The organism is Streptomyces sp. AJS327 (assembly GCF_013450295.1).
Taxonomy (GTDB): domain Bacteria; phylum Actinomycetota; class Actinomycetes; order Streptomycetales; family Streptomycetaceae; genus Streptomyces.
On record NZ_SKBR01000004.1, the window covers coordinates 278,942 to 305,107 of the forward strand.

The 26,166-nt window shown below is 72.8% G+C and carries 19 protein-coding genes and 1 tRNA gene; 5 read left to right on the top strand and 15 right to left on the bottom strand.

Translation table 11 applies throughout. The annotated features are described in order from the left end of the window. Nucleotides 1-93: 93 nt before the first annotated feature. Nucleotides 94-660 (top strand): secondary metabolite protein, encoded by a 567-nt coding sequence (locus E0L36_RS23130; RefSeq protein WP_180931221.1) that lies wholly within the window; start codon nucleotides 94-96, stop codon nucleotides 658-660. After that, the gene (locus E0L36_RS23135) at nucleotides 657-1,859 is read left to right on the top strand and encodes an MAB_1171c family putative transporter (RefSeq protein ID WP_308416887.1); all 1,203 of its coding nucleotides are present in this window, start codon (nucleotides 657-659) and stop codon (nucleotides 1,857-1,859) included. The genes E0L36_RS23130 and E0L36_RS23135 overlap by 4 nt, the downstream gene beginning before the upstream one ends. A 66-nt stretch (nucleotides 1,860-1,925) precedes the next feature. Here the strand turns inward: E0L36_RS23135 and E0L36_RS23140 are convergent, their stop codons facing one another. From E0L36_RS23140 to E0L36_RS23165, 7 genes are all read right to left on the bottom strand, one after another. Then, a complete protein-coding gene (locus tag E0L36_RS23140; RefSeq protein ID WP_219636997.1) occupies nucleotides 1,926-3,107 on the bottom strand; it encodes an MFS transporter in 1,182 nt (393 codons plus the stop codon). Continuing rightward, nucleotides 3,104-3,709: a TetR/AcrR family transcriptional regulator gene (locus E0L36_RS23145; protein ID WP_180931223.1), complete on the bottom strand. Its 606-nt coding sequence runs from the start codon at nucleotides 3,707-3,709 to the stop codon at nucleotides 3,104-3,106. Before E0L36_RS23145 ends, E0L36_RS23140 begins: the two co-directional genes overlap by 4 nt. A gap of 395 nt (nucleotides 3,710-4,104) precedes the next feature. Next, a complete protein-coding gene (locus E0L36_RS27995; RefSeq protein WP_308416888.1) occupies nucleotides 4,105-4,857 on the bottom strand; it encodes a site-specific integrase in 753 nt (250 codons plus the stop codon). 44 nt (nucleotides 4,858-4,901) lie between these two features. Then, on the bottom strand, nucleotides 4,902-5,111 hold the full coding sequence (locus E0L36_RS28000) for a hypothetical protein (RefSeq protein ID WP_258016522.1): 210 nt from the start codon (nucleotides 5,109-5,111) through the stop codon (nucleotides 4,902-4,904). A 330-nt stretch (nucleotides 5,112-5,441) separates the two neighbouring features. Beyond that, nucleotides 5,442-5,514, bottom strand: a tRNA-Glu gene (locus E0L36_RS23155). A gap of 172 nt (nucleotides 5,515-5,686) precedes the next feature. Continuing rightward, nucleotides 5,687-7,429, bottom strand: a complete 1,743-nt coding sequence (locus tag E0L36_RS23160) for a metallophosphoesterase (RefSeq protein ID WP_180931224.1) — start codon at nucleotides 7,427-7,429, stop codon at nucleotides 5,687-5,689. A gap of 815 nt (nucleotides 7,430-8,244) precedes the next feature. After that, nucleotides 8,245-8,595 (bottom strand): metallopeptidase family protein, encoded by a 351-nt coding sequence (locus tag E0L36_RS23165; RefSeq protein ID WP_180931225.1) that lies wholly within the window; start codon nucleotides 8,593-8,595, stop codon nucleotides 8,245-8,247. 1,171 nt (nucleotides 8,596-9,766) lie between these two features. Here E0L36_RS23165 and E0L36_RS23170 point away from each other — a divergent pair. Then, entirely contained in the window at nucleotides 9,767-11,818 is a 2,052-nt protein-coding gene (locus tag E0L36_RS23170) for a DEAD/DEAH box helicase (RefSeq protein WP_180931226.1), read from the top strand. Nucleotides 11,819-12,052: 234 nt separating this feature from the next. On the opposite strand, the gene E0L36_RS23175 is transcribed toward E0L36_RS23170, so the two are convergent. After that, nucleotides 12,053-12,859 (bottom strand): hypothetical protein, encoded by an 807-nt coding sequence (locus tag E0L36_RS23175; RefSeq protein ID WP_180931227.1) that lies wholly within the window; start codon nucleotides 12,857-12,859, stop codon nucleotides 12,053-12,055. A 497-nt stretch (nucleotides 12,860-13,356) separates the two neighbouring features. Here E0L36_RS23175 and E0L36_RS23180 point away from each other — a divergent pair, with 497 nt between their 5' ends. After that, the gene (locus E0L36_RS23180) at nucleotides 13,357-15,477 is read left to right on the top strand and encodes a tetratricopeptide repeat protein (RefSeq protein WP_180931228.1); all 2,121 of its coding nucleotides are present in this window, start codon (nucleotides 13,357-13,359) and stop codon (nucleotides 15,475-15,477) included. On the opposite strand, the gene E0L36_RS23185 is transcribed toward E0L36_RS23180, so the two are convergent. Both E0L36_RS23185 and E0L36_RS23190 read right to left on the bottom strand, forming a co-directional pair. After that, a complete protein-coding gene (locus E0L36_RS23185; protein ID WP_374705579.1) occupies nucleotides 15,440-16,741 on the bottom strand; it encodes a hypothetical protein in 1,302 nt (433 codons plus the stop codon). The two genes, E0L36_RS23180 and E0L36_RS23185, sit on opposite strands and share 38 nt — an antisense overlap. Nucleotides 16,742-17,626: 885 nt before the next feature. Further along, nucleotides 17,627-17,965 carry a metalloregulator ArsR/SmtB family transcription factor gene (locus tag E0L36_RS23190; RefSeq protein ID WP_180931229.1) on the bottom strand — a complete coding sequence of 113 codons (339 nt, stop codon included), beginning with the start codon at nucleotides 17,963-17,965 and terminating at the stop codon, nucleotides 17,627-17,629. 619 nt (nucleotides 17,966-18,584) lie between these two features. Here E0L36_RS23190 and E0L36_RS23195 point away from each other — a divergent pair. Beyond that, entirely contained in the window at nucleotides 18,585-21,626 is a 3,042-nt protein-coding gene (locus E0L36_RS23195) for an AfsR/SARP family transcriptional regulator (protein WP_219636998.1), read from the top strand. 187 nt (nucleotides 21,627-21,813) lie between these two features. Here E0L36_RS23195 and E0L36_RS23200 read toward each other — a convergent pair whose 3' ends face one another. The 5 genes from E0L36_RS23200 to E0L36_RS23220 all read right to left on the bottom strand — a co-directional run bounded on the left by E0L36_RS23200 (nucleotide 21,814) and on the right by E0L36_RS23220 (nucleotide 26,129). Further along, nucleotides 21,814-23,007: an acetyl-CoA carboxylase biotin carboxylase subunit family protein gene (locus tag E0L36_RS23200; RefSeq protein ID WP_180931230.1), complete on the bottom strand. Its 1,194-nt coding sequence runs from the start codon at nucleotides 23,005-23,007 to the stop codon at nucleotides 21,814-21,816. Nucleotides 23,008-23,192: 185 nt separating this feature from the next. Further along, the gene (locus E0L36_RS23205; RefSeq protein ID WP_180931231.1) at nucleotides 23,193-23,885 is read right to left on the bottom strand and encodes a hypothetical protein; all 693 of its coding nucleotides are present in this window, start codon (nucleotides 23,883-23,885) and stop codon (nucleotides 23,193-23,195) included. Beyond that, entirely contained in the window at nucleotides 23,882-24,622 is a 741-nt protein-coding gene (locus E0L36_RS23210) for a hypothetical protein (RefSeq protein ID WP_180931232.1), read from the bottom strand. Before E0L36_RS23210 ends, E0L36_RS23205 begins: the two co-directional genes overlap by 4 nt. Continuing rightward, nucleotides 24,598-25,269 (bottom strand): ABC transporter ATP-binding protein, encoded by a 672-nt coding sequence (locus E0L36_RS23215; RefSeq protein WP_180931233.1) that lies wholly within the window; start codon nucleotides 25,267-25,269, stop codon nucleotides 24,598-24,600. The genes E0L36_RS23210 and E0L36_RS23215 overlap by 25 nt, the downstream gene beginning before the upstream one ends. Beyond that, nucleotides 25,266-26,129: a phytanoyl-CoA dioxygenase family protein gene (locus tag E0L36_RS23220; protein ID WP_180931234.1), complete on the bottom strand. Its 864-nt coding sequence runs from the start codon at nucleotides 26,127-26,129 to the stop codon at nucleotides 25,266-25,268. Before E0L36_RS23220 ends, E0L36_RS23215 begins: the two co-directional genes overlap by 4 nt. Between the last annotated feature and the right edge of the window lie 37 nt (nucleotides 26,130-26,166).

Sequence of the window (26,166 nt, forward strand, 5' to 3'; positions counted from 1 at the left end):
GATTCACTTCGTTGAATCCCTGATAGCTTCTCCCCGGATTAGTCAGTGTGTGCGACGGGGGCGCGCAGAGACGAGAGCCAAGGTAGCTGCGCAATGTTCCGCAGGAGACGCAACGACGCGTACCGGCGCCGCGAGGAAGAGCTGCGTTCGATGTGCCAGCGTGAGCTGGACGGTATTCGACTTCCTCAGCGAGACTTCACGATCGAGGAGTTCTGTACTCGACTCAGCGAACTGCGGGGGCGCAGACTGGTGTTGCGTGAACTCCCCGACTCCGGTGGCGTAAACGCGCCGTGCGGCCTGTGGGTGTCCTTCGCTGAGACAGATGTGATCTTCCACGCCGCTGGGACCAGCGAGCGCCATCGTGAGCAGATCATCCGCCACGAACTCGCCCACATGCTGCTCGGGCACCGTGTCGCCACCGACACCGCCGCCCTGGTCAGGGAGTTCCCCGCCCACATCGACCCGGAGGCAGTGCGACGGGTCTTCGGACGCGTCGCCTATGACTCCGAGCGCGAGCGGGACGCGGAGCTTGCCGCCATGATCTTGCAAGAACTGATAGCCGAGCTGCCTACCGACATCGAGAACGTGCACCAGAAGGTCGCCACCAGCCTCGATGACGTCCTGACCCATCCGTTCAGAACCGGCGGCCCGGCGAAATGACGCCTCATGCAGTCACTGCGGCGTCCTTGTGGTTCGTGACACTCTGGAGGCTCCCCTCGGCGGGAAAATCGCTACCGCAACGGTACCTATGGATCTCCTTTCTCGCGCTGGCGCTGTCGCTTACCTGTGAAATCCCACACGTTGAGAGGGGTATCGACGCGTGGTTCCACATCACCGGATTGGCGAACCTCTTCGCGTGCGTCTCGTGTCTGATCGCTGCTGCCGCCATGATCAGTTTTGTCGAGGCGATCACTCCGCCCAACAGGGCTGCTCTCGGAACACGGAAAGCGGCTGTGTACATCGTTGTTGCTCTCCAGGTCACCTTCTTTGTGCTGGCTCAACAACGGCACAGTCTTGATTCCTTCTCAGATGAGGGGGAGACCGTTGTATCCATCGGATACAAGGCCGTTTTCGCGCTCTACGTAGGCGTTGCCACCCTTCTGGGAACCGTGCTCTTCTACAGCGGGACCCTGTACTCACGGGGATGGGCGAAAGCCGGGCTCTACGTCCTGAGCGGTGGTACCGCACTGGGGCTCGTTTACGCACTGCACCGGATCGTGGCCCTGGCGTTCCTCTACAGCGATCAACCCACCCCCGGCGGAGCGGAGCTGACCAACACGCTGTCGCTCCTCCTGAAATCGGCGGCGGTGCTCTGCATCGCTGTGGGGAGCTGCTTGCCGCCTATGGCCATCGCGATACGGACCGTCCGCGATTGGCGGAGCCTCCACCAGCTGGCGCCCCTCTGGCGAGCGGTGACCCAGGCCGTTCCGCAGGTCGTCCTTCCCGCCGCCATCCCCCGGCGCCGCGTGAGACACCGCCTCCAGAGGCGCGTCGTGGAAATCCAGGACGCTTGCCTGGCGCTGCGGGAGTACGTGCCAGCCGCTGTTCAGGACCGGGCGCTGTCGTCCGCCCAGAGCGCGAACTCTCCCGATCCGCGAGCAACCGCCGAAGCCGGTTGGCTGGCGACCGGCATGCTCATGGCGGCATCTCACGACCCCACGCCCGGCGATCACCCCACCCCTGGTCTGGCGAACCAGAGCCGGGACACCGAGATGGCCTGGCTGCGGCGCGTCAACCACGCCTACCGAACCTCCCCGTTCGTGCCCGCGTTCGCACGTGCCCAAGCAGCCGCCCTCACGGACAACGCCGGAGGACTATCCACTGCCTCGGACACCTCGGCCACGGACTCTGCCCGGTAGTTCGTTGGCTGGTGAGGGGCACCCTGTGGGGTTTCAAAGATGCCTGCGTCGGTGTGGAGTGCTGCTTCAGCGCATCTGGTGCGTTGCCGTGTCGGCTTGGCGTGCGAAAGCGAGCAGGACGAGTGCTCCGAGGGCGAAACCTGCGGCAGTGAGAGGCAGCGCGCCGACTCCGTGCCCCGAAAGAGCGAGCCCGCCGAGCGCGGCCCCGATGGAGACGCCGAGGTAGGTGCCGGAGGTGTTGAGTGCGAGCGCCTGCCCGGAGACGGGGCCGGCGAGCAAGTGCAGGCGGGCCTGGATCGCCGGAGAGTTCCAGAATGCCATCCCGCCCCAGACCGTCGCCACAGCGAGCACTACCGGCAGGGGTGCCGGGCGTGCTGCCCAGAGCGCCCAGAGCGCGATCATGGTGGCGACGATGGCACCGATGCCGAACAGCAGCGTGCGGTCGGCTCCCCACTTGTCGGTGGCGATCCCGCCGAGCCAGATGCCGACGATGCCTGCGATTCCAGAGAGGCTGAACGTGAGGGCGCGTTCCTCGACTCCGGCAGTGGTGGCTGCGGCTAGGTACGGGGCGAGGTAGGTGAGCATCATCATCGACCCGGTCATCAGCACGCAGTTCGCGAGCAGGCCCAGCAGGATCGGGCGTCGTCCGAGAATGCGCAGCTGCTCGCGCAGGACGGGAGTCTCGTCGGGGCCGTTCTGTCGGGGCAGCGTGACGAATACGGCGAGCAGCACGAGCGCTCCGGCGACCGCCATCGCGGTGAACGTGGCCCGCCAGCCGAACGCGCTGCCGACCCAGGTGCCCACCGGCACTCCGGCTGCGATCGATCCGGTCACTCCGAGGGCGACGACCGCAATGTAGCGGCCGACCTTCTCGGCAGGGGCATGCCGGGCGGCGAAAGCGAAGATCGCCGGGGTCGTGCTGGCCGCCGCGAACGCGGCGACGATCCGCAGCACCATCAGCACCGCGAATGATGGCGTGGACGCGGCGGCGGCGTTCGCGGCGACGAAGACCAGCAGCGCGACCGCGAACAGGTGGCGGCGTGGAGCACGCGCCAGGGCAACCGCCGCGACGGGTGCGGCCAGGGCGACCGTCACCGAGAACACCGTGACCAGCTGTCCAGCCTCTCCCTCGGTGACGCCGAGGTCGTTGGCAAGCTCGGGCAGGATGCCCGCGATCACGTAGTCGTCGGTGTATAGGACGAACGCGGCAGCGAGCAGTGCGAACAGCCATGCGTGTATCCGATTCACTCCCTCTCGGCGGACGCGAGCAGCATCCGCAGTTGTGCGCGCAGGATCACCCGCAGCCGCTCGACATCGAGCGAGCCGTGCGGGGTCACTGCGTCGATGGTCAGCCCGGCGATCACTGCCGTCAGCTGTGCGGCACCCGTCTCGGGGCCGGGCACGCCGAGTGCGTCGAGCGCGTCGCGCACCACCTCGGTCAGGTCGGCGCCCATGCGCTGCGACATCGCCCGGAACACCGGGCGGGTGCGCGAGGCCATGATGAGCTCGACGACCACGATCGCCTCGTCTCGCCGCTCCGCATCGACAGGCAGAACCTCTTCCACGAGCGCCTGGAGCGCATCGAGAGCCTGGTCGCTGCTCAGTCCACACAATCGTTCGACGGGATGCGCGGCAAGCCTGGCCCCCATCCGGTCGCTGGCTTCCTCCGCAGCGGCGGCCAGAAGATCCTCGTGACCGTCGAAGTAATGCCGCAGCGAGCCGATGTTCAGACCTGACTCCTCGGCGACCTTGCGCAGCGAGCATCCCTCGACGCCCTCGGCCACGACCAGCCGGAACGCAGCCTCCACCACGTGCCGCCGCCTCAACTCGGGCTCGATCCGTGCGGGCATCCCCTCACTCCTTCCTCACGCCAAGCCCCCGGCGCGGGCGACCTGGCTCGAAACTATCACACCTGTGATAAACGGAGATGGAAGACCGTCCAGCTGTTCCGACGCACGGGCGCCATTGGGCGACTGTGGATGATTTCGAGGCACGCGTACGGCTCAGAGGAACGTGATGGCCCCGACACACTGCCGTCGATGCGGTGCTACGCCGAGTACGGAACATCCTTCGGATGGTTGATGCCTGGTGCCAGTCCACGACTGGTTTTGCGAGCCGTCCGCTCGCGAGTGCCCGCTTCGTCGGTCCGTGCTGCTCGCCCTGCTCGTCCGCGTGGAGCAGCGTGCTCGCTACTTGGTCGCTCCCCGTACCCGTCGGAAGGGGTGCGGGGAGCGACCCACGGCTGTCACGCGGTCAGGCACGTCGTGGGTAGTGGTGCGTTCGGGTCCATGGCCCACTCGACCGCGGCAACCACTTCGTCGTCCAGGGCGTCGAGGAGGTGGCCATACCGGTCGACGGTCGTGGTGATGGACTCGTGCCCGAGGCGGCCCTGAATGGCGGGGAGCGGAACCTTCGTCGCGATGAGCCAGGAAGCATGCGAGTGCCGAAGGTCGTGCACGCGGGGCGCCTTGGTGAGCCCTTCGGCGCGGGCACCTTCGATCGCCGGGTGCCAGCGCAGACTGCGGAAGGTCCAGGTGTCCCAGCGCCCCCCCTTGGGCCCCGTGAAGAGAAGATCCTTGGAAGTGATGCTCCTGGCTCGTCTTCGGAACATCTGATCCAGACTGCTGGTGATCACTATGGTCCGGCGCGCCTTCTTGGTCTTGGGGGGACCGAGGTAGGGCGCGCCGTTCTCGTCCCGCTTCCAGGCGCGCTGGATGCGGATGGCGGGTCGGCCGCTGCGGCGTACGAGGTCGCGGGGCTGGAGCGCGGTGATCTCGCCCCAGCGGGCGCCCGTCTCGGCGAGGGCGTCGGCCAGTTCGCGAGCGTCCTGGTCGACCAGGTGGGAGCGCAGCAGCGCCCACTCGTCGCGTTCGAGGAAGACCATCTCGTCTTCGACCCCGTCGTCCTTACGGGGAAGCCGAGTGCTTGCGCAGGGGTTCTTCGTCCGCAGCGTCCGTTCTACCGCGCTGTGGCAGATGCCGGAGAGCAGCCCGTGCACGTTGCGGATGGTCTTGGGGCTGAGCTTGCGGCGCCTGGTGCCTTTCAGGTCATATGGGGCTGGCCGTCCGGCCTCCAGATCATTGACCAGGTGCGTATAAGGTCCGAGGTGAGCCCGCCCTCCCCGTCGTGCATCGAGTAGCTGCGGAACCACGGTGAGAGCTTCTGGCGGACCAGCTTGCGGTACTCCGCCTTGGTGTCGCCCTGGACTCCGGTGAGCTGATCGATGTAGCGGAGCGCGAAGGGCTCGAACATCTCGTCCGGGCGTACGCACGTTCTCCACGAAGCCCCGGCCGCGCACCCAGCCGGGGGGCCACTGCTGGCCGTGGCCGTCGACGAGGTTCTTGAACCGCTCGGCAGACGGCTCGTTGTCGAAGACCTCGGATGCTCTGCCGCCGCCGCGGGTACCTCCCGCGCGCCAGCGAACGACGTAGCTGAACTGTCCGTCGCGTCTTTGCTTGACCTCGATGTACGCCATGCTCAGAACCGTAGATGAGGGTCCTGTGCCCATTCCGTGCCCATCAGGAGGGTCAAAAAATCCCCCCTGACGAGCGTTTCCGCAGGTCAGAGGGGTTGTAAGAGAGGTGCCCCCAACGGGATTCGAACCCGTGCTACCGCCTTGAAAGGGCGGCGTCCTGGGCCACTAGACGATGAGGGCGGCTGGTCCGTCGAGCGTGCGAACGACGCTCCTGGGACGGATGCAGCATAGGGGATCGGCAGACGGTTCGCCAAAACGGATTACCGGCCCCACGGCCTGCGGTGACGCCCGTCCGCCCATCCCGCGTCCGTCCGTCCCGGGGGCGGGAACAGGGGCGGGAACAGGGGCCGGGTCAGGAGTCGGGGGTGGGGGAGACGGGGGAGGCGGCGGGGCCGGAGTCGGGTGGGTGGGCGAGGTGCCGGGAGACCTCGGCGGTCGAACGGCCGAGGCCGCCCAGGGTGATCTGGTCCCACGCCTGGAGCTGCTTGCGGCGGTCCAGGTAGAGGACCGAGGCGAGCACCTTCTCCGGCTCCGCGCCCTCGACGGCGCGGAGTCCGCCACCGCCCGTGGACCCCTCGATCTTCAGCCGGGTGCCCTGTTCCAGGACCTCCGTCTTGGGGCGGTGGACGTGTCCGGCCAGGACGAGCGGGACCTGCCCGTCGGTCTCCCGGGCGAGTACGGGGTTGTGGGCCACCGCGATGTCGACGGGCGTCCCGGCCGTCTTCTGGGCGCGGAGCGCGTCCGCCAGGTTCTGGCCCGCCTCGCGTTCGGCCGGGTCCCCGGCCGGGACGACCGAACGGTCCGGGGTGAACTGCGGGTCGCCCCATCCGGCGAGCCGCAGCCCGGCCACGTTCATCGGCACGCCCTCGTCGAGTACGTAGACCGGGCTGCGCTTCTTCCGCTCGCCGTCGCCCTCGCGTTCGTCCCCTTCGCCCCGGTGGCCGTGGGTGGGGTGGTCCGTCGGGCTGCCCGGGGTGTCCGCCGGGGGGTCGGCCCGTCCGCCGGGCTGGCCGCGGGGGGTTCCGGAGGCCGTGTCGCGCCGGGGGGACGCCTCCTTCGCCGTCCGTCTGGCCAGCCGCTCCATGGCCTTCTGGGTGGTGGCCGAATCGTGGTTGCCGCGCACCCAGACGTACGGGGCGCCGAGTTCCGGGATCGCGTCGAGGAAGCCGTTCTCGATCGCGGTGCCGTGGTCCATGGTGTCCCCGGAGTCGATGATCACGTCGATCTCGTACTGCTTGACCAGGGAGGTGATGATCGTCCACGCGGCCGGGTTCAGGTGGATGTCCGAGACGTGCAGTACCCGGGTGGTGTCCGGCTTCGGCTGGTAGGCGGGGAGCGTGGAGGCGGCGTCGTAGAGCTTGGTGACGTTGGTCATCAGCCGCGCCAACTCCCGCTGGTACACGTCGAAGTCGCTGACGATGCTGCGCGCGTCCCCCACCAGGGAGGGCGCGCCCGCGAGCAGCCCGGAGAACCGTGGTTCCAGGACGGACTTCGGGTTCCAGGTCACCAGGGCGCTCGCGCCGGAGGCCGCCAGCAGCGCCAGCGCGAGCCCCCCGGCGGCCAGTGCGCGGCGCGGACGGCGGTAGACGGCCAGGCCGAGCGCGGTCGCGCCGGCCAGCACCGCGACCCCCGACCGGATCGCCAGGTTGACCGCGCCGGAGCGCACGTCGTCGGCGATCTTGGACTGGAGGCCCTCCAGTCGCGCTGGCTGGTCGACCAGGGCCCCGGCCCGGTCCGCGTCCAGCCGGTCCACGTCCACGTCCAGCCGGAGGGGGGCCCGGTGGCTGTCCAGGTCCAGGGAGCCGAGCGGGGAGACGTTGATCTGGGTGCCGCCGATGGTCGAGGGCCGCAGGGCCATCGTGGTGTCCATGGGGCCCACCGGCGTCTTGACGGTGCCCACGGCCAGCAGGCCGAGCCAGGCGCCGAACAGGGTGACGCCGATCAGGCCCAGCGCGTGGACCAGTGGGCGGAGGTCGTGGCGGAGTGCGGAACGGAGACTGGTGGGGCGTGCCCGGTCGTGGCGGCGCGGCGCGGCGGCCGGTTTCCTGGCCCACTCCACCACGGCACGGAGCCTGCGTACGACGGAGCTGGTCACGTTGCCCCGTATGCCCTCTCATGTCTGGCTCTATGCAGTTTGCGGAGGTGGGTGGGGGTGCGCCCCCGGTGGTCGGTGGTGCGGGCGGGCAGAGGGCTCACCGCTGGAGAGAGCTGGCAAGCGCTGGCTGTCAGAGCCCTGGAAGCGGGAGTTGACGCGGGCGGAACGCGAGGAACCGGTGGTCTGGGAGCGGGCCCGTGGGTCACCGGGACTGGTCAGACCCCGTGGGGGCCGTGCGGGTCGCGGGGCGGCACCCGCCGCGTGACCCGCACGCGACCATCCGAGGGCCCCGGAGCCGCCCCGGTCGCGCGTCGCTCGCGCCCCCCGAGGTCCGGCACCGGCGCGGCACCGGCGTACCCGGCGCGACGGAGGACGCGCTCACCGGGCGCGGCGCACGGCGCTCACCCGCCGAATCCGGGACGGGTCGGGACGGGAAGGGGCGAGGCGACCGGGACGGGACGTCGGGCTGAGGGCCGACCGGGGTGCGGACGCGAGGGGCAAGTGCGGCCTGGCGAGAACGAGCGAGCCGGAGCGGTCGGCGGGGTGAACGACCGGGCGAGGTGGCCGAGTTGGCGCCGTGGCCGGATGACTCGGCGGCACGGGACCACGGCGGCACGGGAGCACGGGACCACGGCGGCACGGGAGTGGGTGACGGGCGGCGAGACGGCGACGGGTCGGGGCAAGCGAGGACCGAGGCGACGGGAGGCCGGAAGTCGGAAGAGCCCGGGAGCCCGAAGAGGAGAGGAGGCCCGGGGAGGAGGGGAGGCCGGGTTGTCCGGCGGCCGGGGTTCGGGTGTGTGGGGCGTGGGGGTGGCTCAGCCCCAGCCGAGTTCGTGCAGCCGCTCGTCCTCGATGCCGAAGTGGTGAGCCACCTCGTGGATGACGGTGACGGCGACCTCGTGCACCACCTCGTCGGCCGTCTCGCAGAAGCGCAGCGTCGGGCCCATGTAGATGGTGATGCGGTCCGGCAGCACCCCGGCGTACCACTCGCCCCGGTCGGTCAGCGGGGTGCCTTCGTAGATGCCCAGCAGCTCCGGATCGTCGGCGGGGGGCTCGTCCTCGACGAACACCGCGACGTTGTCCATCAGCCTGGTCAGCTCGGGCGGGATCTGGTCCAGGCCGTCGCTGACCAGACCTTCGAAGTCCTCACGCGTCATCTCCAGCACCCGGCCATTGTGCGGGACGGGGCCCGCGGTGCGGAGGCGTGGGACGGGGCCCGCGGTGCGGAGGCGTGGGACGGGGCCCGCGGTGCGGAGGCGTGGGACGGGGCTCGCGGTGCGGAGGCGGGGGACGGGACGCGGGGCACGGGCCGCCAGGTCGTTCCCCGTACGGCGCCGGTACGTCGGCCGGGGAGGCGTCCGGGTGGGGACGGGAGGGGATGGAAGGGGCGGCAGGGGGCAGAGCGGGTGGGGTGGGTCTCGGGAGGGGGTGGACCGGACGGGATGGGGAGGGGCGCGTGGGGGAGGAGGGGTGGTGGGGCGCGCGTGACCTGTGGTGAGCGGCGGGAGTTGAGCACGGGTCCGCTCAACTGTCCGCGCACCACCGCGTGCTGGAGGTCCCGTCGTGCGTCCACGATCCGCCGCCCTCCGCTCGGCCCTCGGGGTACTGCTGGTCGCCTCGGCGGTCGGCGGGTGCGTCACCGCCTCCGGGGTCGGGGAGCCGGGAGGCGACCCCGTACCCGGGCCGGGCCGGTCGGCGGGGGTCAGCACCGGAGGTGGGGCCCCGGGTGGGGCTGCCTCGCGGGGGCGCGGGGGAGCGGCGCCGGAGCGGGGCGACGGGCCGGGTGAGACCGGTCACTCCGCCGGGTCGCGCGGCGGTGGGCGGGAGACCGCCGGGGACGGAGAGCCCGTCGGCGCGGGTGAGCCGGCCGGTGGGACGCGTGGGAACCGGGACCGGGACCGGGACCGGGGCCGGGCTGGGGACGGGGGCGAGCGGGGGCGTCCCCGGCGGCCGGACTCCCCGGGGCGTGCGACGGGCGGTACCGGTGGTACGGAGGGTCGGCCGGAGCGTCCGTCCCGTCCGCCGTGGGGGATTCCGCCGCCTCCACACAGCTCCGATCCCCCCTCCGAGGAACCCCCGGAGACCGGTGCGCCGCCGCCCGACGGGCCCACCGGGACCGCGTCCGCGCCGGAGTCGACGCCCTGAAGCTCATTTGCGCCCTCCCCCTCCGGATGCGTATCCTCATAGATCGTTTGATTCTTTGCCCGGCGCCACCACAGAGCGCGCCGCGTGGCGCGTTCCTATCTGACCGTGGTTGACCGCACAGAGGCGGTTCTTTGCGAAATTCACGGAGTTCTGGGCGCGTGCCGACATGACTCCGGAAGGTTCGCATTACGCATGTCTGTCACCATCCCTGACGCCGCCCTGCTCGAAGAGGGCGCCGTCCACCCCGGCGATGCCGGGGACACCACCGAGCTTCCCCAGGACGACGCGGCGCTGACCGCGAACGTCCAGCACGCCGAGAACCCCCAGAACACCGAAATCCCCGAGGACGCCGAGCTCGCGGAGGGCTCCGAGGACGCCGGTTCGGTGGACGACGGCGCCGACGGCGAAACGGTCACCTTCGCCAGCCTCGGGCTCGCCGAGCCGGTCGTCCGCAAGCTGGCCCAGAACGGTGTGACCACCCCGTTCCCGATCCAGGCCGCGACCATCCCGGACGCCCTGGCCGGCAAGGACATCCTCGGCCGGGGCCGCACCGGCTCGGGCAAGACCCTCTCCTTCGGCCTGCCGCTGCTCACCCGGCTCAGCGGGGCCCGTACGCAGCGCAAGCGGCCGCGCGGCGTCATCCTGACGCCCACCCGCGAGCTGGCGATGCAGGTCTCGGACGCCCTCCAGCCGTACGGCGACACCCTCGGCCTCAAGCTGAAGGTGGTCTGCGGCGGCACCTCGATGGGCAACCAGATCGCGGCGCTGGAGCGCGGCGTCGACATCCTCGTGGCCACCCCCGGGCGGCTGCGGGACCTGATCAACCGTTCCGCCTGCTCGCTGGACGACACCGAGGTGGCGATCCTCGACGAGGCCGACCAGATGGCCGACCTGGGCTTTCTGCCCGAGGTCACCGAGCTGCTCGACCTGGTGCCCGAGGGCGGCCAGCGGATGCTCTTCTCCGCCACCATGGAGAAGGAGATCGACTCCCTGGTCAAGCGGTACCTGGTGAACCCGGTCAGCCACGAGGTGGACGCCGCGCAGGGCGCCGTCACCACCATGACCCACCACGTGCTCGTGGTGAAGCCGCGCGACAAGGCCCCGGTGACGGCGGCCATCGCCGCGCGCAAGGGCCGCACCATCATCTTCGTCCGCACGCAGCTCGGCGCGGACCGGGTGGCCGAGCAGCTGCGCGAGGTCGGCGTGAGCGCGGACGCGCTGCACGGCGGCATGACGCAGGGCGCCCGGACGCGGACCCTGGAGGACTTCAAGGGCGGCAAGGTCCAGGCCCTGGTCGCCACGGACGTGGCCGCGCGCGGTATCCACGTCGACGGCATCGACCTGGTGCTCAACGTCGACCCGGCCGGGGACCACAAGGACTACCTGCACCGTTCGGGCCGTACCGCGCGGGCGGGCGAGTCCGGCACCGTCGTCTCGCTGGCGCTGCCGCACCAGCGGCGGCAGACCTTCCGGCTGATGGAGGACGCCGGGGTGGACGCCTCGCGGCACGTCATCGGCCGGGGCGACGTGTTCGACGAGGAGGTCGCCCAGATCACCGGCGCCCGCTCGCTCACCGAACTCCAGGCGGAGTCGACGGCGAGCGAGGCCCGGCAGACCGAGCGTGAGGCGCGTGAACTCACCCGGAAGCTGGAGCAGCTCCAGCGTCGCGCCTCCGAACTGCGGGACGAGGCAACCCAGTTGACCGTGCGCGCCGCGCGTGAGCGCGGGGACGACCCGGACGCGGCCGTCGCCGCCGCCGCCGAGGCGGAGGCCGTGATCGCGGAGGCCGAGGCGCGCGCCGAGGCCGAGCGTCAGGCGGAGGCCGAGCGCCAGGAGAAGCGGGAGCGCGAGCGCCGTCAGCGGGAGCGCGCCGCCCAGGAGCGCGGTGGCGAGCGCGGGGGCCGTGGCCAGGGTGGTCAGGGCCGTCGTCCGTTCGACCGGGACCGTGGTGGCTACCGCCGGGACCGGGACGACCGGCGCCCCGGCAACCGCGACCGGGACACCCGGGAGCGCGACCGGGGCCGTTCCGAGGGCCGCCCGGAGGGTGGTCGCGGCAGCTACCGTCGTGACGACCACCGCCGTGACGACCACCGTCGGAGCGAGCACCGCCGGGACGGCGGCGGCCACCGGCCCTACGGCCGGAGCGGTGACGACCGGCGCGGTGGCGCCGGTGGCGGTGGCGGCGGGCGGAGCGGTTCCTTCGACCGCCGTGCCGACAAGCCCCGCTGGAAGCGCAACGGCTGACCCACGGCCCGTCCGTGGCTGACCGGCCCGGTGGCTGATCGGCGCGGGTGACACACGTACGGCGGACCCGTCCCGGGGAACTCCCGGGGCGGGTCCGCCGTGTTGTCGCGGCCCGCCCGTGCGCGGGGCTCGCGTGGGGCACGTGGGCGGAGGCGGGCGGTGCGCGGACGCACAGCCGCGTCGGGCGCACAGCCGCGTCGGGCGCACCGCCGCGCCCACAACAGGCGGACGTGCCTACAGCAGCGGGCGACGCCCGGTGACGGACTCCCAGGTGTCCCGTTCCGCCTCCAACTCTTCGTGGGCCCGCGAGACGTCGGTGTTCTCCGCCTCTTCGGCCTCCACCCGCGCTGAGTTCGCCCGGGCCTCCTCGATGGCTTCGGTGTCCGCGCGGGCTTCTGCGAGCCGTTCCTCGGCCGCGGCGATGCTCCGTGCCCGTTGCTCCCGGGCCTTCCTCGCCCCGCGCGCCGCGTCCTCCAGCTCCAGCTCCAGCCGGTGCACGTCGCGCTCGGAGTAGTCGGCGCCGGGATAACCCACCCGGACCGTCTTCGCCGTCTTCCACCGGAGCGTCAGGTACATGTCCCCGGTGGAGGAGTACGTCCCGCGTTCTACCTCCAGCCCCTCCAGCGGGAAGTCCTCGAAGGGGCCGTCGGCTGGTGCGTGGCTCCCGGTGTCGGCGTCCAGCTCGCCGTCCGCGGCGGAGAGGCGGACGGTGCGCTCGTACAGCGTGATCCGGCCCAGGCCGGTGAGCCGGTCGCCGGGTCCCTCGCTGTGCAGTCTCCGCAGCTGTCCCTCGGCGGAGGCCACCGAGCTTCGGTAGTCCCGCTCGGCTCGTGCCACCCGCTGGGCGGCAACCCTCCGACGCCGCTCGCCGGCCTGGTGGGCCTCCCGGAGTCTCCGGCGCCGATAGTGCAGGGCGCCCCGGCGCTTCTCGTACTCCGCGCTGAACATCGGGTCCCAGCCACCGGGGTAGAGCATCCAGCGCCGCACAACGACGATCAGCAGTACCAGGGCGCCCAGGCACAGCGACTGTGCCGCTTCCATCCCGCTCCGCCTTTCCGGGTGTGGGAGGCGGGCGCGTTCCGTGCGCCCGCGCGTCCAACCGGACTCCCCCACGGGGGAGTTCGGTCACCGCTAGTGATGAGGGGCAGCAGAGTAGGCGGGCCCGGCGGACAGTGCGGCCCGATGTCGGTACGTGCTCAGGAGCGACTGTCGTGCGCGCGAGTCCGCCAGAAGCGTCATGGACTCTGATCGGTTCTGATTGCTGAAGGGTGTGTCCGGAGGGTGAGGCCCGACGGCACCGCAGGGGCGGAGGACGGGCGGCTGACCCCGGCGAGGCGGGCGCGCCGACCGAGCGGCGTCGCGGCCGGACCTCGGGGGGTGCCGTCGAACCTCCGCGCCGGCTGCCCTCCCGGCGCTCGCTGGGCGGCATCTTCTGGGCTGAGGTGGGGAGTTGGACGATTCCCACCGTTTTCCGCGCGCGGGCGACGGGGGATACAGTCCACGGTCGGGAGCCGAATCGGGACCAGGGGAGGGCCGACGTGCTCGACGTCGTGACAGCCAGTGTGCTCACCACGTTCATCTCCGGGGTGGGGAACGGCGCCGCCGGAGAGATGGGAAAGCAACTCCTCCTTTCCACAGGTGCTTTGGCGCGCAGAACCCTGGGGAGGGAGGTCCGGATTCCGGAGGATCGGACCGGGATCGACCTCCTGGCACGGGAGTTGGAGTCGCGTCTGCGGGAGAACCCCGAGCGGTCGGACGAGTGGTCCCGGCTGGTCAGCAGCCACCCGGGGGCGCCCGCACGGCTGACCGGCGGCCCCGGACTGCCCCCCGCCACCCGGCACTTCACCGACCGGCAGCCCGTCCTGCGGAGTCTGGACCGTGAGGCGTCACGCGCGTACGACGGCCGTCCGCGAGCCGTCCTGCTGCACGGCCCACCCGGTATCGGCACGACCGCCGTCGCCCTGCACTGGGGTGCCACGCGGGCCGGGCGTTACCGGGACGGTCAGTACTACGTCGACCTCCGCGAGCCGGGTGGCACCAGTACCCCGGACCCGGCCACCGTGCTGCTGCGACTGCTGCACCGGATGGGTGTCGCGTCGGACCGCGTCCCGCCGACCGAGGCCGGACGCGTCGACCGCTACCGGGAGTTGACCGCCGGGCGGCAGTTGCTCGTCGTGGTCGACCACGTCTCCTCCCTCGCCCAGGTCCGCCAGCTCGTCCCCGCCAGTTCCGGGGTGTTCCTGCTGGTGGTGGCGTCCGGCCCGCCCTTCATGCTGGAGGCCGAGCGCGTCCCGGTGCCACCGCTGAGCCGGAGCGACTCCCGGCGGATGCTGCGGGCGGTGGCGGGCAGGGAGAACGTGGCGCGGGCCCGGCCACCCGTCTCCGAGGTGCTGGCGGAGTGCGCGGGCAACGCCTTCGCGCTGCGTGCCGCGGCGGAGCGGCTGCTGAGTGGGCGGCCGGAGGTGAGCGACACGGTGGACACGCCGTCCGGCACCGACCCGGTCTGGGACGCGGCCCGCGCCGCCTGCCGGCGGGTGAGTCGGGAGACCTCCCGCCTCTGTCGGCTGACCGCGCTGGGCGGCTGGCCGAGCGTCGACGCCCGGCTGGCGGCGGCCGCCGCGGACGTCCCGGCCGACGAGGCCGCCCGGATGCTCGCCGAGGCGGCGGACGTGGGGCTGGTGGAGGCGCTGCCGGACGACCGGTACCTGATGCGGCCAGGAGTGAGCCGGTACCTGGCCCACCTGGCCGGTCCGGAACACGGCGTCCCCGAGTGCTTCGCGGCGGTCAGCCGGACGCTGCACGCGCTGCGGGACGGGGCGCTGCACGCGGCGCGCGCGGCCCTGCCGCAGAGCTGGCGTACCGATCTGGCCCCGGCCGACGGAACACCGCCGGCCACCGAGGCCGCGGGGCTGGCGCTGCTGCGGGCCGAGGTCGGCAACCTGACCCGCGCGGTCACCGTGGCGGAGGAGTACCAACACCACGACATCGCCCTGCTGTTGGCCCGTGCGCTGTGGCCCCTCCAGCTCAAGGCGGGCTACTGGGACGAGGTGCTGCCCGCGCTGCGGACCGCCGTCCAGCTCGCCGACGCCCACCGGGCGGACTCCCGGATGGCGGGCGCCCTCCACTTCCAGCTCGGCCACTGCCTGGACGCGCTGGGCCAGCGGGAGGAGGCGGACCAGCAGGTCCGCGCCGCCATCGACAGTGAGCGGGCCGCGCAACACCTCCGCGGGGTGGCCTCGGCGGTCGAACTGCTGGGGCTGACACTGCTGTACCAGCTGCGCTGGGAGTCGGCCCACGAGCTGTTCGTCGAGGCGGAGCGGGTGTACCGGGAGATCACCGCGGGCGAGGAGGGGGCCGCCGATCTGCCGCGCGCGCTGACGCTCGTCAAGCGGCACCGGGCACGCGCCCTGCGCGGTATGGACCGTCTCGCGGAGTCCCGTCAGCTCCTGGCGGAGGTGGTGGACTTCTTCGCGGAACACGGCGAGGACTACAACCGGGCCCGGGCGCTGACGGACCTGGCGGAGGCGCACTGCGACGCGGGCCAGTACGCGGCGGCGCTGGAGCGGATCGACGAGGCCGAGCGGCTCCTCGACCCGGCGGCGACCCCGCACCTCGACTACCTCAGCGGTCTCCGGGACCGGTGCGTCCCGGCCAGGTAGCGGGCCGGACCTCCACCGAGTGGACGCCGTCGGCCACGTGGACCCGGAGTCGCGTGCCGCCCTCGGGAACCACACCGCCCCGGACGAGCCAGGCGTGCAGGGCCGAAGCGGCGGCGGCCGGATCGAGGTCGGCGTCGGCTCCGGTGGTCAGCTCGAACGCGCCCACGTCCCGGACCCGCACCGTGCACGTTTCCCGCCCGCTGACGTAGGCGGCCAGCGCGCACTGCGGGTGGTGCCGCAGCGTCTCGGCGGCCCAGCGGTCCGCGCCACCGAACCGGGGGTCGTCCGGCGGACCCTCACGGACGAGGACGTCCGCCCGCGCCAGGTCGTGCGGGTTCCGGGCGTCCTCGTGCACCGCCAGGTGTGTCTCCAGTTCCGTGCCGTACGGGGGCGCGGCGGACCGCTCGACCACCACGTCCCGGCCGTCGACGTGGGTGCGCACCACCAGCGGGCAGGTGTGCCGGGGCGGGGTGTACGGGGGCAGCGGCAGGGGCTCCAGCGAGGCGTCCCCCTCGGGCTCGGGCAGCTCCAGCAGCCCGTAGAACAGGGTGCGCAGCAGCGCCGCCGAACCGCCCGGCGCTGAGGAGACGTACTCCGCCGGGTCGTTCGGCCGGCGGAGCCGGGACCGCGGGCCGCTCAGCTGCTCCCGCAACGATCCCCACGGATCCAGCCGGGGAGCCTCGCGCACGAAGGCCGCCAGCGGCGTGTCCGGGTCCAGCCGGTCCGATGCGGACGCGGCCAGCAGTACCGGGGTGCCCAGGGCGGCGGCGTAGTACGTGACCGCGCCGAAGTCCCCAAGCACGAGGTCAGCGGCGAGGAGCGCCTGCCGCCAGCCGTGTACCGGGTCGATCAGGGTCAGGCCGTGCCGCCGCGCCCGGTCCAGCCACGCGCGCACCTGCCCCGGGCCGTGCCCGTACCAGATGTTCGGATGCAGCACAGCCGCGAGACGGAACTCGTCGACCGGCAGTTCCTCGGCGAGCCGGGGGAGCAACGTGGGCAGTACGTCCGTGCCCCCGCCGTCACCGAAGAAACCCTCGGGATTCCAGGTGGAGTTGAGGACGACGAGCCGCTGGCCGTCGCGTACGCCCAGCGCGCGCCGGAACCACTCCCGGCGGGGACGTGCCGCGAGCATCCGGTCGAAGCAGGGGTCCCCGGCCAGCCGAGCCGTGTCCCCCGCCTCGGGGCACTCCCGGCGCAGCCGCACCAGCTGCTCGGGGTGGGAGAGCACCAGGCCGTCGACGTAGGGGAGGCCGTCCTCCAGCAACCACTCGCGGGACAGACCGAACGTCGGCTCCCGGCTCCCGGCTCCCGGCTCCCGGCTCCCGGCTCCCGGCTCCCGGCTCCCGGCTCCCGGCTCCCGGCTCCCGCTCCCGGCTCCCGGCTCCCGGCTCCCGGCTCCCGCTCCCGGCTCCCGCTCCCGGCTCCCGGCTCCCGGCTCCCGGCTCCCGGCTCCCGGCTCCCGGCTCCCGGCTCCCGGCTCCCGGCTCCCGGCTCCCGGCTCCCGGCTCCCGGCTCCCGGCTCCCGGCTCCCGGCTCCCGGCGCAGCTTCTTAGTGTATCCAACTCCGTGCGAGAGAACCGCCAACTTGCCCTTTATTTCCTGGAGTTCGCCGCCGAAACTGGCGGAGACCGCGAGGTCCACCTCGGTGTGCAGGGCCTGCCGCCAGGGGAGGACGGGAAGACCGACCTCGCTGAGCAGCTCGTGGATCCCGGCCTGGAAGGCGGACGACCCCGTCGAGGTGGCCAGGAGCTGCACCCGGAAGTCGTCGTGGAAGAGCGGCAGCACGTCCAGCAGCCGTCCCGCCGAGGTGACGTTGTGGACGACGAGGAGCACCCGCCTGGACGCCGAACGACTGGTCCAGCGACTGGAGTTCGGGCCGACCGGTACACGTATGGCCGAGGCGCCTCCCGACTCCACCCCTACCTCCGGTCTTCGTGTCCCTGGGTCCTCCGCGCGGCGCGCGGCGATCACCTCTCGCGGTCAGCCTAACCATGCTGTGGCCGCCGGACGTTCGGCGATGGTGTCGAGGGACAGTGCGGGCCGGGGTCGTCCCGCGTCGCGAGGCGTCGCGTGGCCGCGCGGGGCTGGGGAGCCGGTGGTGGGGAGTGTTGGGGAGGGGTTGGCGGAGGGGAGGGGGACGGCGCGGGGTTCAGGGGGTTGGGGGTGTGGGGGGTGGGGGGTCGCCGGGGTGGTCGGCTACCAGGGCCACTTCCTCCAGCAGGCCGCGTATGTGCGTGCCCGCGGTGCGGTAGAAGACGCGGGTGCCCTCGCGCCGGGAGCTGACCAGTCCGGCCGCCCGCAGTTTCGCGAGGTGCTGTGAGGTCGCGGCCAGGTGGGCGCCCAGGGTCTCGGCCAGGGCGCCCACCGGCATCTCGCCGTGGCTGAGTTCCCACAGCAGCCGGTACCGCGACGGGTCGGAGACCGCCTTCAGTACGGCCACCGCCCGTTCGGCGGCCTCCGCGTCCCAGTCCTGTTCTTGCGTCTTCATGCAAGTAGGGTACTGGCGGAGGCTGTTCCCGTACCCACGCGTGTGCCCGGAACGTGCGCGAGTGCGGATTCCCGGTGGCCGCCAGGGGTGGCCGGGTGCGGAGCGCTGCTCGTTCCGCTTCCCCAACCGGCAACGTCTACACGCCTGTTCGGGTTCCCGGAGGGGAGCCGGCGTCCCGTCGGGTTCCGTCTGGTCCGGCCCGGTCCGGGCGCCGGGGATCTTCTCGGGCGTCCGCTCCCGGGTGTGTGGTCCAGCCGGGCGGGTCATCGGGTGGGCGTGCGGGGGCGCTTCCGGTTCGGCGGTAGAGGTGAGGGGCGGGGGGAGTGGGGCGGTGGGGTGGCTGGGGGTCCAGCTCTTGCTGGTTCTTGCGTAACTGTGCAAGCATGGACGGGCGTTCGAAGTTCGGAGTTCCGCACCCGCTCGACGGGGTATCCACAGTGCGTACGTCCGGTTGCCGCCGGTTTGGCCACGCGGTGACGGGCCGGTGTCACGAGCAAGTGCGCCATCCGGAACCGGTGTGGTCGTCCCGCGCGCCAGCGACACGCGGCGCCGCCCCTCGGTCCCGTCCATGGCGCGAGGTCCCTCCGGGGGCCTGCCGACAAACGGGGGCGGTGGAGCCATGTCCGGGCGGGAGGACGGGGCGCTGCGGTTCAACATCCTCGGGCCGCTGGAGGGTTGGCTCGGCGGGACGCGGCTGCGGCTGGGCGGCGCGATCCAGGAACGTGTGCTGACGACCCTGCTGCTGGAGCCCGGCCGGGTGGTGCCGGTCTCCCGGCTCGTCCAGGCCGCGTGGGACGACGATCCCCCCGCGACCGCCCCGCACCAGATCCGCAAGGCCGTGGCCGACCTGCGGCGGCGGCTGCCGGACGGCGGCGGCGTGATCCTCACCGACGGCCCGGGCTACCGGGCGGTGCTGGACGAGGGCGAGTTGGACCTCACCGAGTTCGACACCCACCTCCGCGAGGCGGGCCGCGCCGCCGCCGAGGACCAACTCCCCGCCGCGGTCGACGCGTTGCGACGGGCGCTGGCGCTGTGGCGGGGATCGGTGCTGGGCGGGGTCGGCGGGGCGCTGATCGAGGCGGCGGGCACGGCGCTGGAGGAGCGCCGACTGGCGGCGGCCGAGCGGTACTTCGAGCTGCGTCTCGGCCTCGGTGAGGCGGGCGATCTCGTCGTCGACCTGCGTAATCTCATCGCGCAGCAGCCGTTGCGGGAGTCGCTGCGCGGCCATCTGATGCTGGCGCTGTACCGCACGGGTCAGCAGGCGGCGGCGCTGGAGGAGTACCAGCGGGTCCGGGACCTGCTGCTGGAGGAGTTGGGGATCGACCCGGGCCCCCGGCTGAGCGGGCTGTACGAGGCGATCCTGCGGGAGGCGCCGGAGCTGGCCGCGCCCGGGTTCGAGGCGCCGTCCGCCCCCGTGCCACCGCCTCGCCCGGCGCCGGGCGAGCCCGCGCCGCGGGGGGACTGGTCGCGGACGCCGTGCACCCTGCCGTACGACCTGTCCGACTTCTCGGGACGTCAGCGGGAGTTGGACGAGCTGCTGACCTGCGTCAAGGGTGGCGCGGAGCGAGGCGGGCGGCACGGCGGGCTGGTCGCGATCGACGGGATGGGCGGCAGCGGCAAGACCTCGCTGGCGGTGCGCGCCGCGCACCAGGTGGCGGGTGACTTCCCGGACGGCCAGCTCTACCTCGACCTGCGGGGGTTCACGCCGGGCGAGTCCCCGGTCTCCCCGGCGACAGCGCTGGACGCCCTGCTTCGCGCGCTCGGCACCCCGGACGAGCGGATCCCCGACGACGTGGAGGGCCGGGCCGCGCTGTGGCGCTCCGCGCTGGCCGCGCGCCGCCTGCTCCTGCTCTTCGACAACGCCACCGACGTCGGCCAGGTGCTGCCGCTGCTGCCCGCCGCGCCCAGCTGTCTGGTCCTGGTGACGAGCCGGGCGCGGCTGGTCGACCTGGACGGCGCCGACTGGCTGTCCATCGGCCCGATGTCGCACGTGGACAGCACTCTGCTGATCCGGGAGATCCTGGGCGCGGCCCGGGTGTCCGCCGAGCCGGAGGCCACCTGCGAACTGGTGCACCTGTGCGGCCGGTTACCGCTCGCGCTGCGCATCGTGGCGGCGCGGCTGCGCAACCGGCCGCGGTGGACCGTGGAGTACCTGGTCGACCGGCTGCGGGACGAGACCCGGCGGCTGGAGGAGCTGAGCGCGGGTGACCGGAGCGTGGCGGCGACGCTGCACCTCTCATACCAGGCGATGGACGAGCGGCACCGCGCCGCCTTCCGCGTGCTGGGCCTGCACCCGGGCGCCGACCTCGACGTGTACGTGGCGGGGGCGCTGCTGGGCGTCGCCGCGCGCGAGGCCGAGGACGTGCTCGAACGGCTCCTGGACGTCCACCTGTTGCAGCAGCCTGACATCGGCTACTACCGCTTCCACGACCTGGTGCGCACCTTCGCGCAGAGTCAGGGGAGCGCCGCCACCGAGGAGGAGGACGCCGTCGCGGTACGGCGGTTGCTGGACTACTGCGTGACGGTCTCCGAGACCGCGTGCGAACTGCTCTTCCCCGGCCGGAAGCGCCGCCTGACCGGGATCGCCGTCTACGAGGGCGAGCGGCCCGCGCTGGCGGAGGAGGCGGAGGCGGGGCGGTGGCTGGAGCGGGAGCACGGCGGCCTGATCGCCGCGGTCTCCCTCGCGTACCGGTGCGGCCTGGACCGGCACGCGGTGTGGCTGACCCGCAACGTGGTCTTCTGGCTCAACTCCCGGGGCCAGTTCGAGGAGTTCCGGGACGTCGGCCGTATCGCGGTGGCGGCTGCGCGGCGGCTGGAGGACGTGGCGCTGCTCAGCGTCAGCCTGTCGAACCTGGGCGTGGCGTGCTGGAAGCTGGGCGACTTCGACGAGGGCCTGGCGGTGGCCCGGGAGGGGCGGGACGTCGCGGTGCGGCTGGGCGACCAGCACACCGAGGCGCACGGGGAGTCGACGATCGGGCTGCTGCTGACGGTGGTGGGCCGGTACGCGGACGCGCTGCCGCACCTGGAGCGGGCGCTGGAGCTGGAGCGGGCGCTGGACATCCCGTGGTCGGAGGCGCAGACGCTGACCAACCTCAGCACCCTGTACGCGCAGTGGGGCCGGTACGAGGAGGCGGCCGACGCGGCGCGGCGGGCACTGACGCTCCACCGGGGCCTCCGGGACCGGGACAACCACGTGATGGCGCTGACCGACCTGGCCTTCGCGCTGGCCGGGCTGGAGCGGTACGAGGAGGCGGAGACGGCGCTGCGGCAGGCGCGGGCGCTGTGTGACGTGTCGAGTCCGGCGGGGGACGTGGCGCTGACGCTGGCGCTCTCCGCCGAGGTCGCCGAGCGGCTGGGGGCGGGCGAGGAGGCGTCCGAGTTCGCGGCGAACGCCCTGGAGCTGGCCGGGGCGAGCCGGAGCCCGACGCGGCAGGCGAAGGTGGAGAACCTGGTCGGCGGGTTGTACCGGCGCCGGGGTGAGGCGGAACGGGCGCTGGCGCTGCACACCCACGCCCACGAGCTGGCCAGCGCCATCCGGTACCGGGCGGAGGAGGCGCGGGCGCTGCTCGGCGCCGCCGACGCGGCGGAGGCGCTGGGTGAGACCGGCCGGGCGCGTGAACACCGGGCGGCGGAGGAGGAGTTGCGGGCTTCCATGGGGTGAGCGCGGTGGGCCGCCCGTCCGTCGTGGGGGCACGGTTCAGGTGGGCTGCTGGTCGTCGGTGGGCAGGAGGTGGGCGCGGTGCGGAGCCGTCGTCGAGAGGATGCCGTGGAGCCCGGTTACGTCGCTCATGTCTCTCCCTGAGGACCGGTGGTGCCCGACGTGACGGAACCGATCCTCCGTGCGGCCCCTACCGTCCCGTTCCCGTCTCGATCCCACCTCCTGAGCTGCGCGATTCCGCGTCCCGCAGGCGGAGTTCCCACCGCCGCCGCAGCCGGGCGAGCCGTTCGGCCGCCTCGCGGGCCGTCCGCCCGCGCACGATCAGCCGCACGTGCTCCGGGCGGCGGCCGGTGGCGGGGACGCCGCGGACGTCCCGGACGTGGGGGCTGTGGCCGAGGTCGTCCAGGATGGCGGTGACCTCCGGGGCGGCGCCGGGCAGGGGGAGGCGGCCCAGCGCCAACGAGCCGTCGGGCGTGGGGTGGTGGGGCGGGGCCGCCCCGGCGAGGGTGGCCAGCACGTCCTCGTCCGGCGGGCGGCCGGTGGCGGCGCGCACCAGGCAGCGGACCGGCGGGGGAGCGAGCCGGGGCGTGGCGGCGGCGATGCGGGGGCCGTCCGGGGTGACGACCACGCGGGTGTGCGCCGGTCCGGTCTCGAACCCGGCGAGGTCCAGCAGGGCCCGCACCACGCTCCGCACCCCGGCCCGCTCCTCCTCCGACAGCGGCGCCGGATAGAGGAGTTCGGCCCCGCGCCGGTGGTGCGCGGTCATGGCGGTGACGGTGTGCATGCCCTCGCGGCTGAGGGTGTCCACGCTGATCCGCGGCCCCGGCAGGTACTCCTCGACGAGGTGCGGTCCGGCCGGTGCGGCCGCCGCCCACCGGTCGAGGTCGTCCCCGTCGCGCAGCAGCGTGGCGCCCGGCGCGCCCGGGCTCTTGACGACCAGCGGGCCGGAGTGGCGCGCGGCGAGGGACCGTACGGCCGCCACGGTCGGCGCCGGTTCGGCGCGGACGACGGACACGCCGCCCTGGTTGAGGACGCGCCGCATGGCCCGCGGGTCGCGGAGGGTGCGCACCGGCCCGGCGCGGGCGGGGGACAGCTCCGCGGCGGCGCGTTCGACGGAGAGGTGGACCGCCTCCTCGTCCCCGGCGTAGAGGATGTGGCCGATCGCGTGCGCGCGGGCGGTCCGGGTCAGCACGGAGTGCAGCGTCTCGCCGTCCCGTACGCGGACCGTGGGGTGACGTGCCTCCAGCGTTCCGGGGCGCGCGTCCACCGCCGCGGACCAGGCGGGGTCGCCGACCGACCACGGCTCCAGGCCCGCCGCGACGGCCGCCCTCAGCACGCGGGGCTCCGGCATCACCAGCAGCACCCGCGGCGCGTCTGTGTTCACCTCGTCCTCCAAACTCCTTGGTGCCACGGTCCGTTGGGGCATGTCTGAGCTATGCCCGGTCGAACCGGTCGTTCTCGTGGGCCCGTTCACCCGGCCCGGTGCTGCCTCACCGCGGGCTGGTGCGGGTTGGTGCGGGGGTGGCGCTCGTTGGCGCCGGGTGGTGCGGGGCGGTGCTGGTCCGGGCGTCAGCGGGTGAAGAACCGGTGGCGGCGCGCCCGGCTTCCCCAGCGGTAGAGCGCGTACGCGAGGACGGCGACGGCCGCCAGCCGCAGCCACTCCAGGACGAAGTCCCCCCGGGCGGAGAAGCCGCCGGGGAACAGCAGCCCCAGACCGGAGGCGTCGTTGCCGAAGAACGGGCCGGGCCCGAAGCCGAGCAGCCACGGCGCCAGGCTCAGGAAGTTGTTCACCGACTTCTCGTGCCGGAACCCGACGCAGAAGCCCAGCGCGGCCCCCAGCAGCGAGAACGCGAGCAGCATCCCGGTGGCCGTGACGAGGTGCGCCAGCACGTCCGGCCCGCCCACCGCGAGCAGCGTCACGACGAAGAAGACGAACGGCACCGCGACCTCCACCAGGGTCAGCAGCAGCCGGGTGGGCCACACCCACGTCGGGTTGCGCAGGTAGCTCTCGCCCACGCCCGCCCACAGCTCGATCTCCCAGGTGCCCACCGCCGCCATCAGCGTCAGCAGCGGGACGAAGTAGCCGTACTGCTCGGCGAGCATGCCCAGTTCGAAGGAGGCGCCGGACGCGGTGGTGAACAGGGCGCCCAGCAGCAGGACGTTGAGCAGCGACAGGACGGCGATCCGTCCGAGGAACTGCCCGCGCCCCTCGTGGCGGACGCGGTTGCGCAGCACCAGCGTCGCGGGAGTGAGGAGGTTCATGGCCGGTCCGGTCCGTCCGTGAGGTTCCGTTCGACGACGCGCAGCGCGCGCTGCCGCAGCAGCAGCCACACGCCCACCGTCCAGGCGGCGCACACCGCGACGAACGCGAGGAAGGTGAGGTACGCGGAGGTGTCCGAGCCGCCGTCGGCGGCGAAACGCACGAGCCAGCCGGTGGGCAGCAGCAGCGACAGCCGCTCCGACCCCTCGAAGGGGATCACCGACAGGCCGACGAAGAGCAGGAACATCCGCAGCCAGGGCACCGCCAGCGCGGCGTTCCGCAGCTGGCACAGGACCAGCGTCGCCTGGTAGCAGAGCGTGCCCAGGCACACGTACACCATCGCGACGAGCAACACCGTGTGGGGTGCGAGGAGTTCGGGGAAGCGCAGCGCCGCCCCGGCGTACGGCACGACGATCGCGGGGGAGGCGACGATCGCGGAGGCGCCGGAGCGGATGCCCAGCACCCGCGCGAACGGCACCCGGCCGAGCAGGATCCGCTCCACGGTGCCGTACCGGAACTCGTTCTGCACGTTCGACATCGCGGAGAGCAGCACGATGGTCGTGCAGGTCAGCATCGAGGCGCGGGTCGCCAGCAGCACCGCCTCGCCCGCGTCGCCCGCCCGCTGGTGGAGGGCGGTGGTCAGCAGCCCCGTCTGCACGGTGATGCCGATCAGGAACGAGGAGGTCGCGATCCGGTCGATCCACTGGACGCGGATCAGGAAGAGGAGGAACCGGGCCACGTCAGCACCCCCTCGTCGAGCACCCCGCGCCTGCCCGTCACCCGCGCCAGGAAGTCGGCGTCGTGGCTGACCACCAGCCGCGTCTTGCCGGTGGCCTCGGCCAGGATCGCCTCCAGCGTCTTCACGCCGTCGGTGTCCAGCCCGGTCGTCGGCTCGTCCAGGATCCAGACCTCGGACGGCTCCAGCAGCAGACCGGCGAGGTGCAGCCGCTGCCGCATGCCGAGCGAGAACTTCGAGTAGGCCACGTCCGCGCTCTCCGCCAGCCCCACGCGCTCCAGCAGTTCGCCCGCCTGCGCGGCGGTGCGCATCCGGCCCTTCATACCGGAGAAGAACCGTAGGTTCTCGGTGGCGGTCAGCCGCGGGTAGAAACCCTGCGGCGCCCCCGCGCAGTAGTTGACGACGGAGCGGTACCGCCGGTCGTTCGCCCGCACGGTCCGCCCGCGGAAGGCGATCCGGCCCGAGGTGGGGCGGAGCAGGTTGGCGACCACCTTCAGGAAGGTGCTCTTGCCGGAGCCGTTCCGCCCCACGATGCCGACCGACTCGCCCTCCTCGATCCCCGCCGCCGCGCCGCGCAGCACCGGTTCGGTGCCCGCCCGGCCGCGCGGGTAGCGGTACCAGAGGTCGGAGAACTCCAGAAGCGTCGTCACACCACGCCCTCCCTCTCCAGCCAGGTGCTGCGCTTGCGCAGCTCCAGGGGGACGTCCGCGCTGTAGCGGCCCGCCTCCAGATCGTCCTCGCCGTCCCGTGGCAGGTACAACGGCACGTCCTCCGGGGGGAGTTTGACGCAGTCGTTGGGGTCCTCGTAGTCCCGCATGATGATGCGGCGGGTGCGGGAGAGCCCGGCCAGCCACCCGGCGTCGGACCGCTGCCGGTCGCTGGTGACCACCCAGCTCGGCCCGTACTCCAGGAAGAGGTTGAGCCGCGTGGTGTCGCCCCGGTTCTCCGCGACCCGGTGCCAGAGGCCGCCCCACATCAGCGTCATGGCACCGGGGCGGACGATCAGCTGCCGCTCCCCGGGGTGCGGGTGGTGCGTGTGGTACGCGGGGTGGTGCGGCCACCGGTGACTGCCGGGTATGTAGACGAGGTTGCCCATGTCCTCCCGGGGGAGCGGGGTGAGCCAGTACCCGACCTTGACGCGCAGCGGCGCCTGCGGGCGGAAGGCCTCGAAGGGCAGCGCCCGGGGGCCGTCGAAGTGCCAGCGGTTGCGGATCTCCTGCCCCGGCGGCCGCTGGAAGTACTCGCTGCGCAGCAGCTTGAGCATCTCCCCGTACACGTCGTACACGTAGCCGATGTGGGACGGGGCGTCGATCATCCCGGTCAGCCGGGGCTCGGACTCCACGACGTTCATGGCGGTCGGCTTCGGCTGCTCGCGGACGGCCGCCGCCAGCGCCTCGACCTCGTCCCCGGACAGCGCGTCCTCGACGACCAGCAGGCCGTCCCGTTCGAAGTCGGCCCAGGCGTCGGGGGTGAAGCCCGCCGGGGCGCTGGTGGCGGCTGCGCTGATCATGGTCGATCCGTCCTCTCTCGCTCTGCTGCCCGCTCGT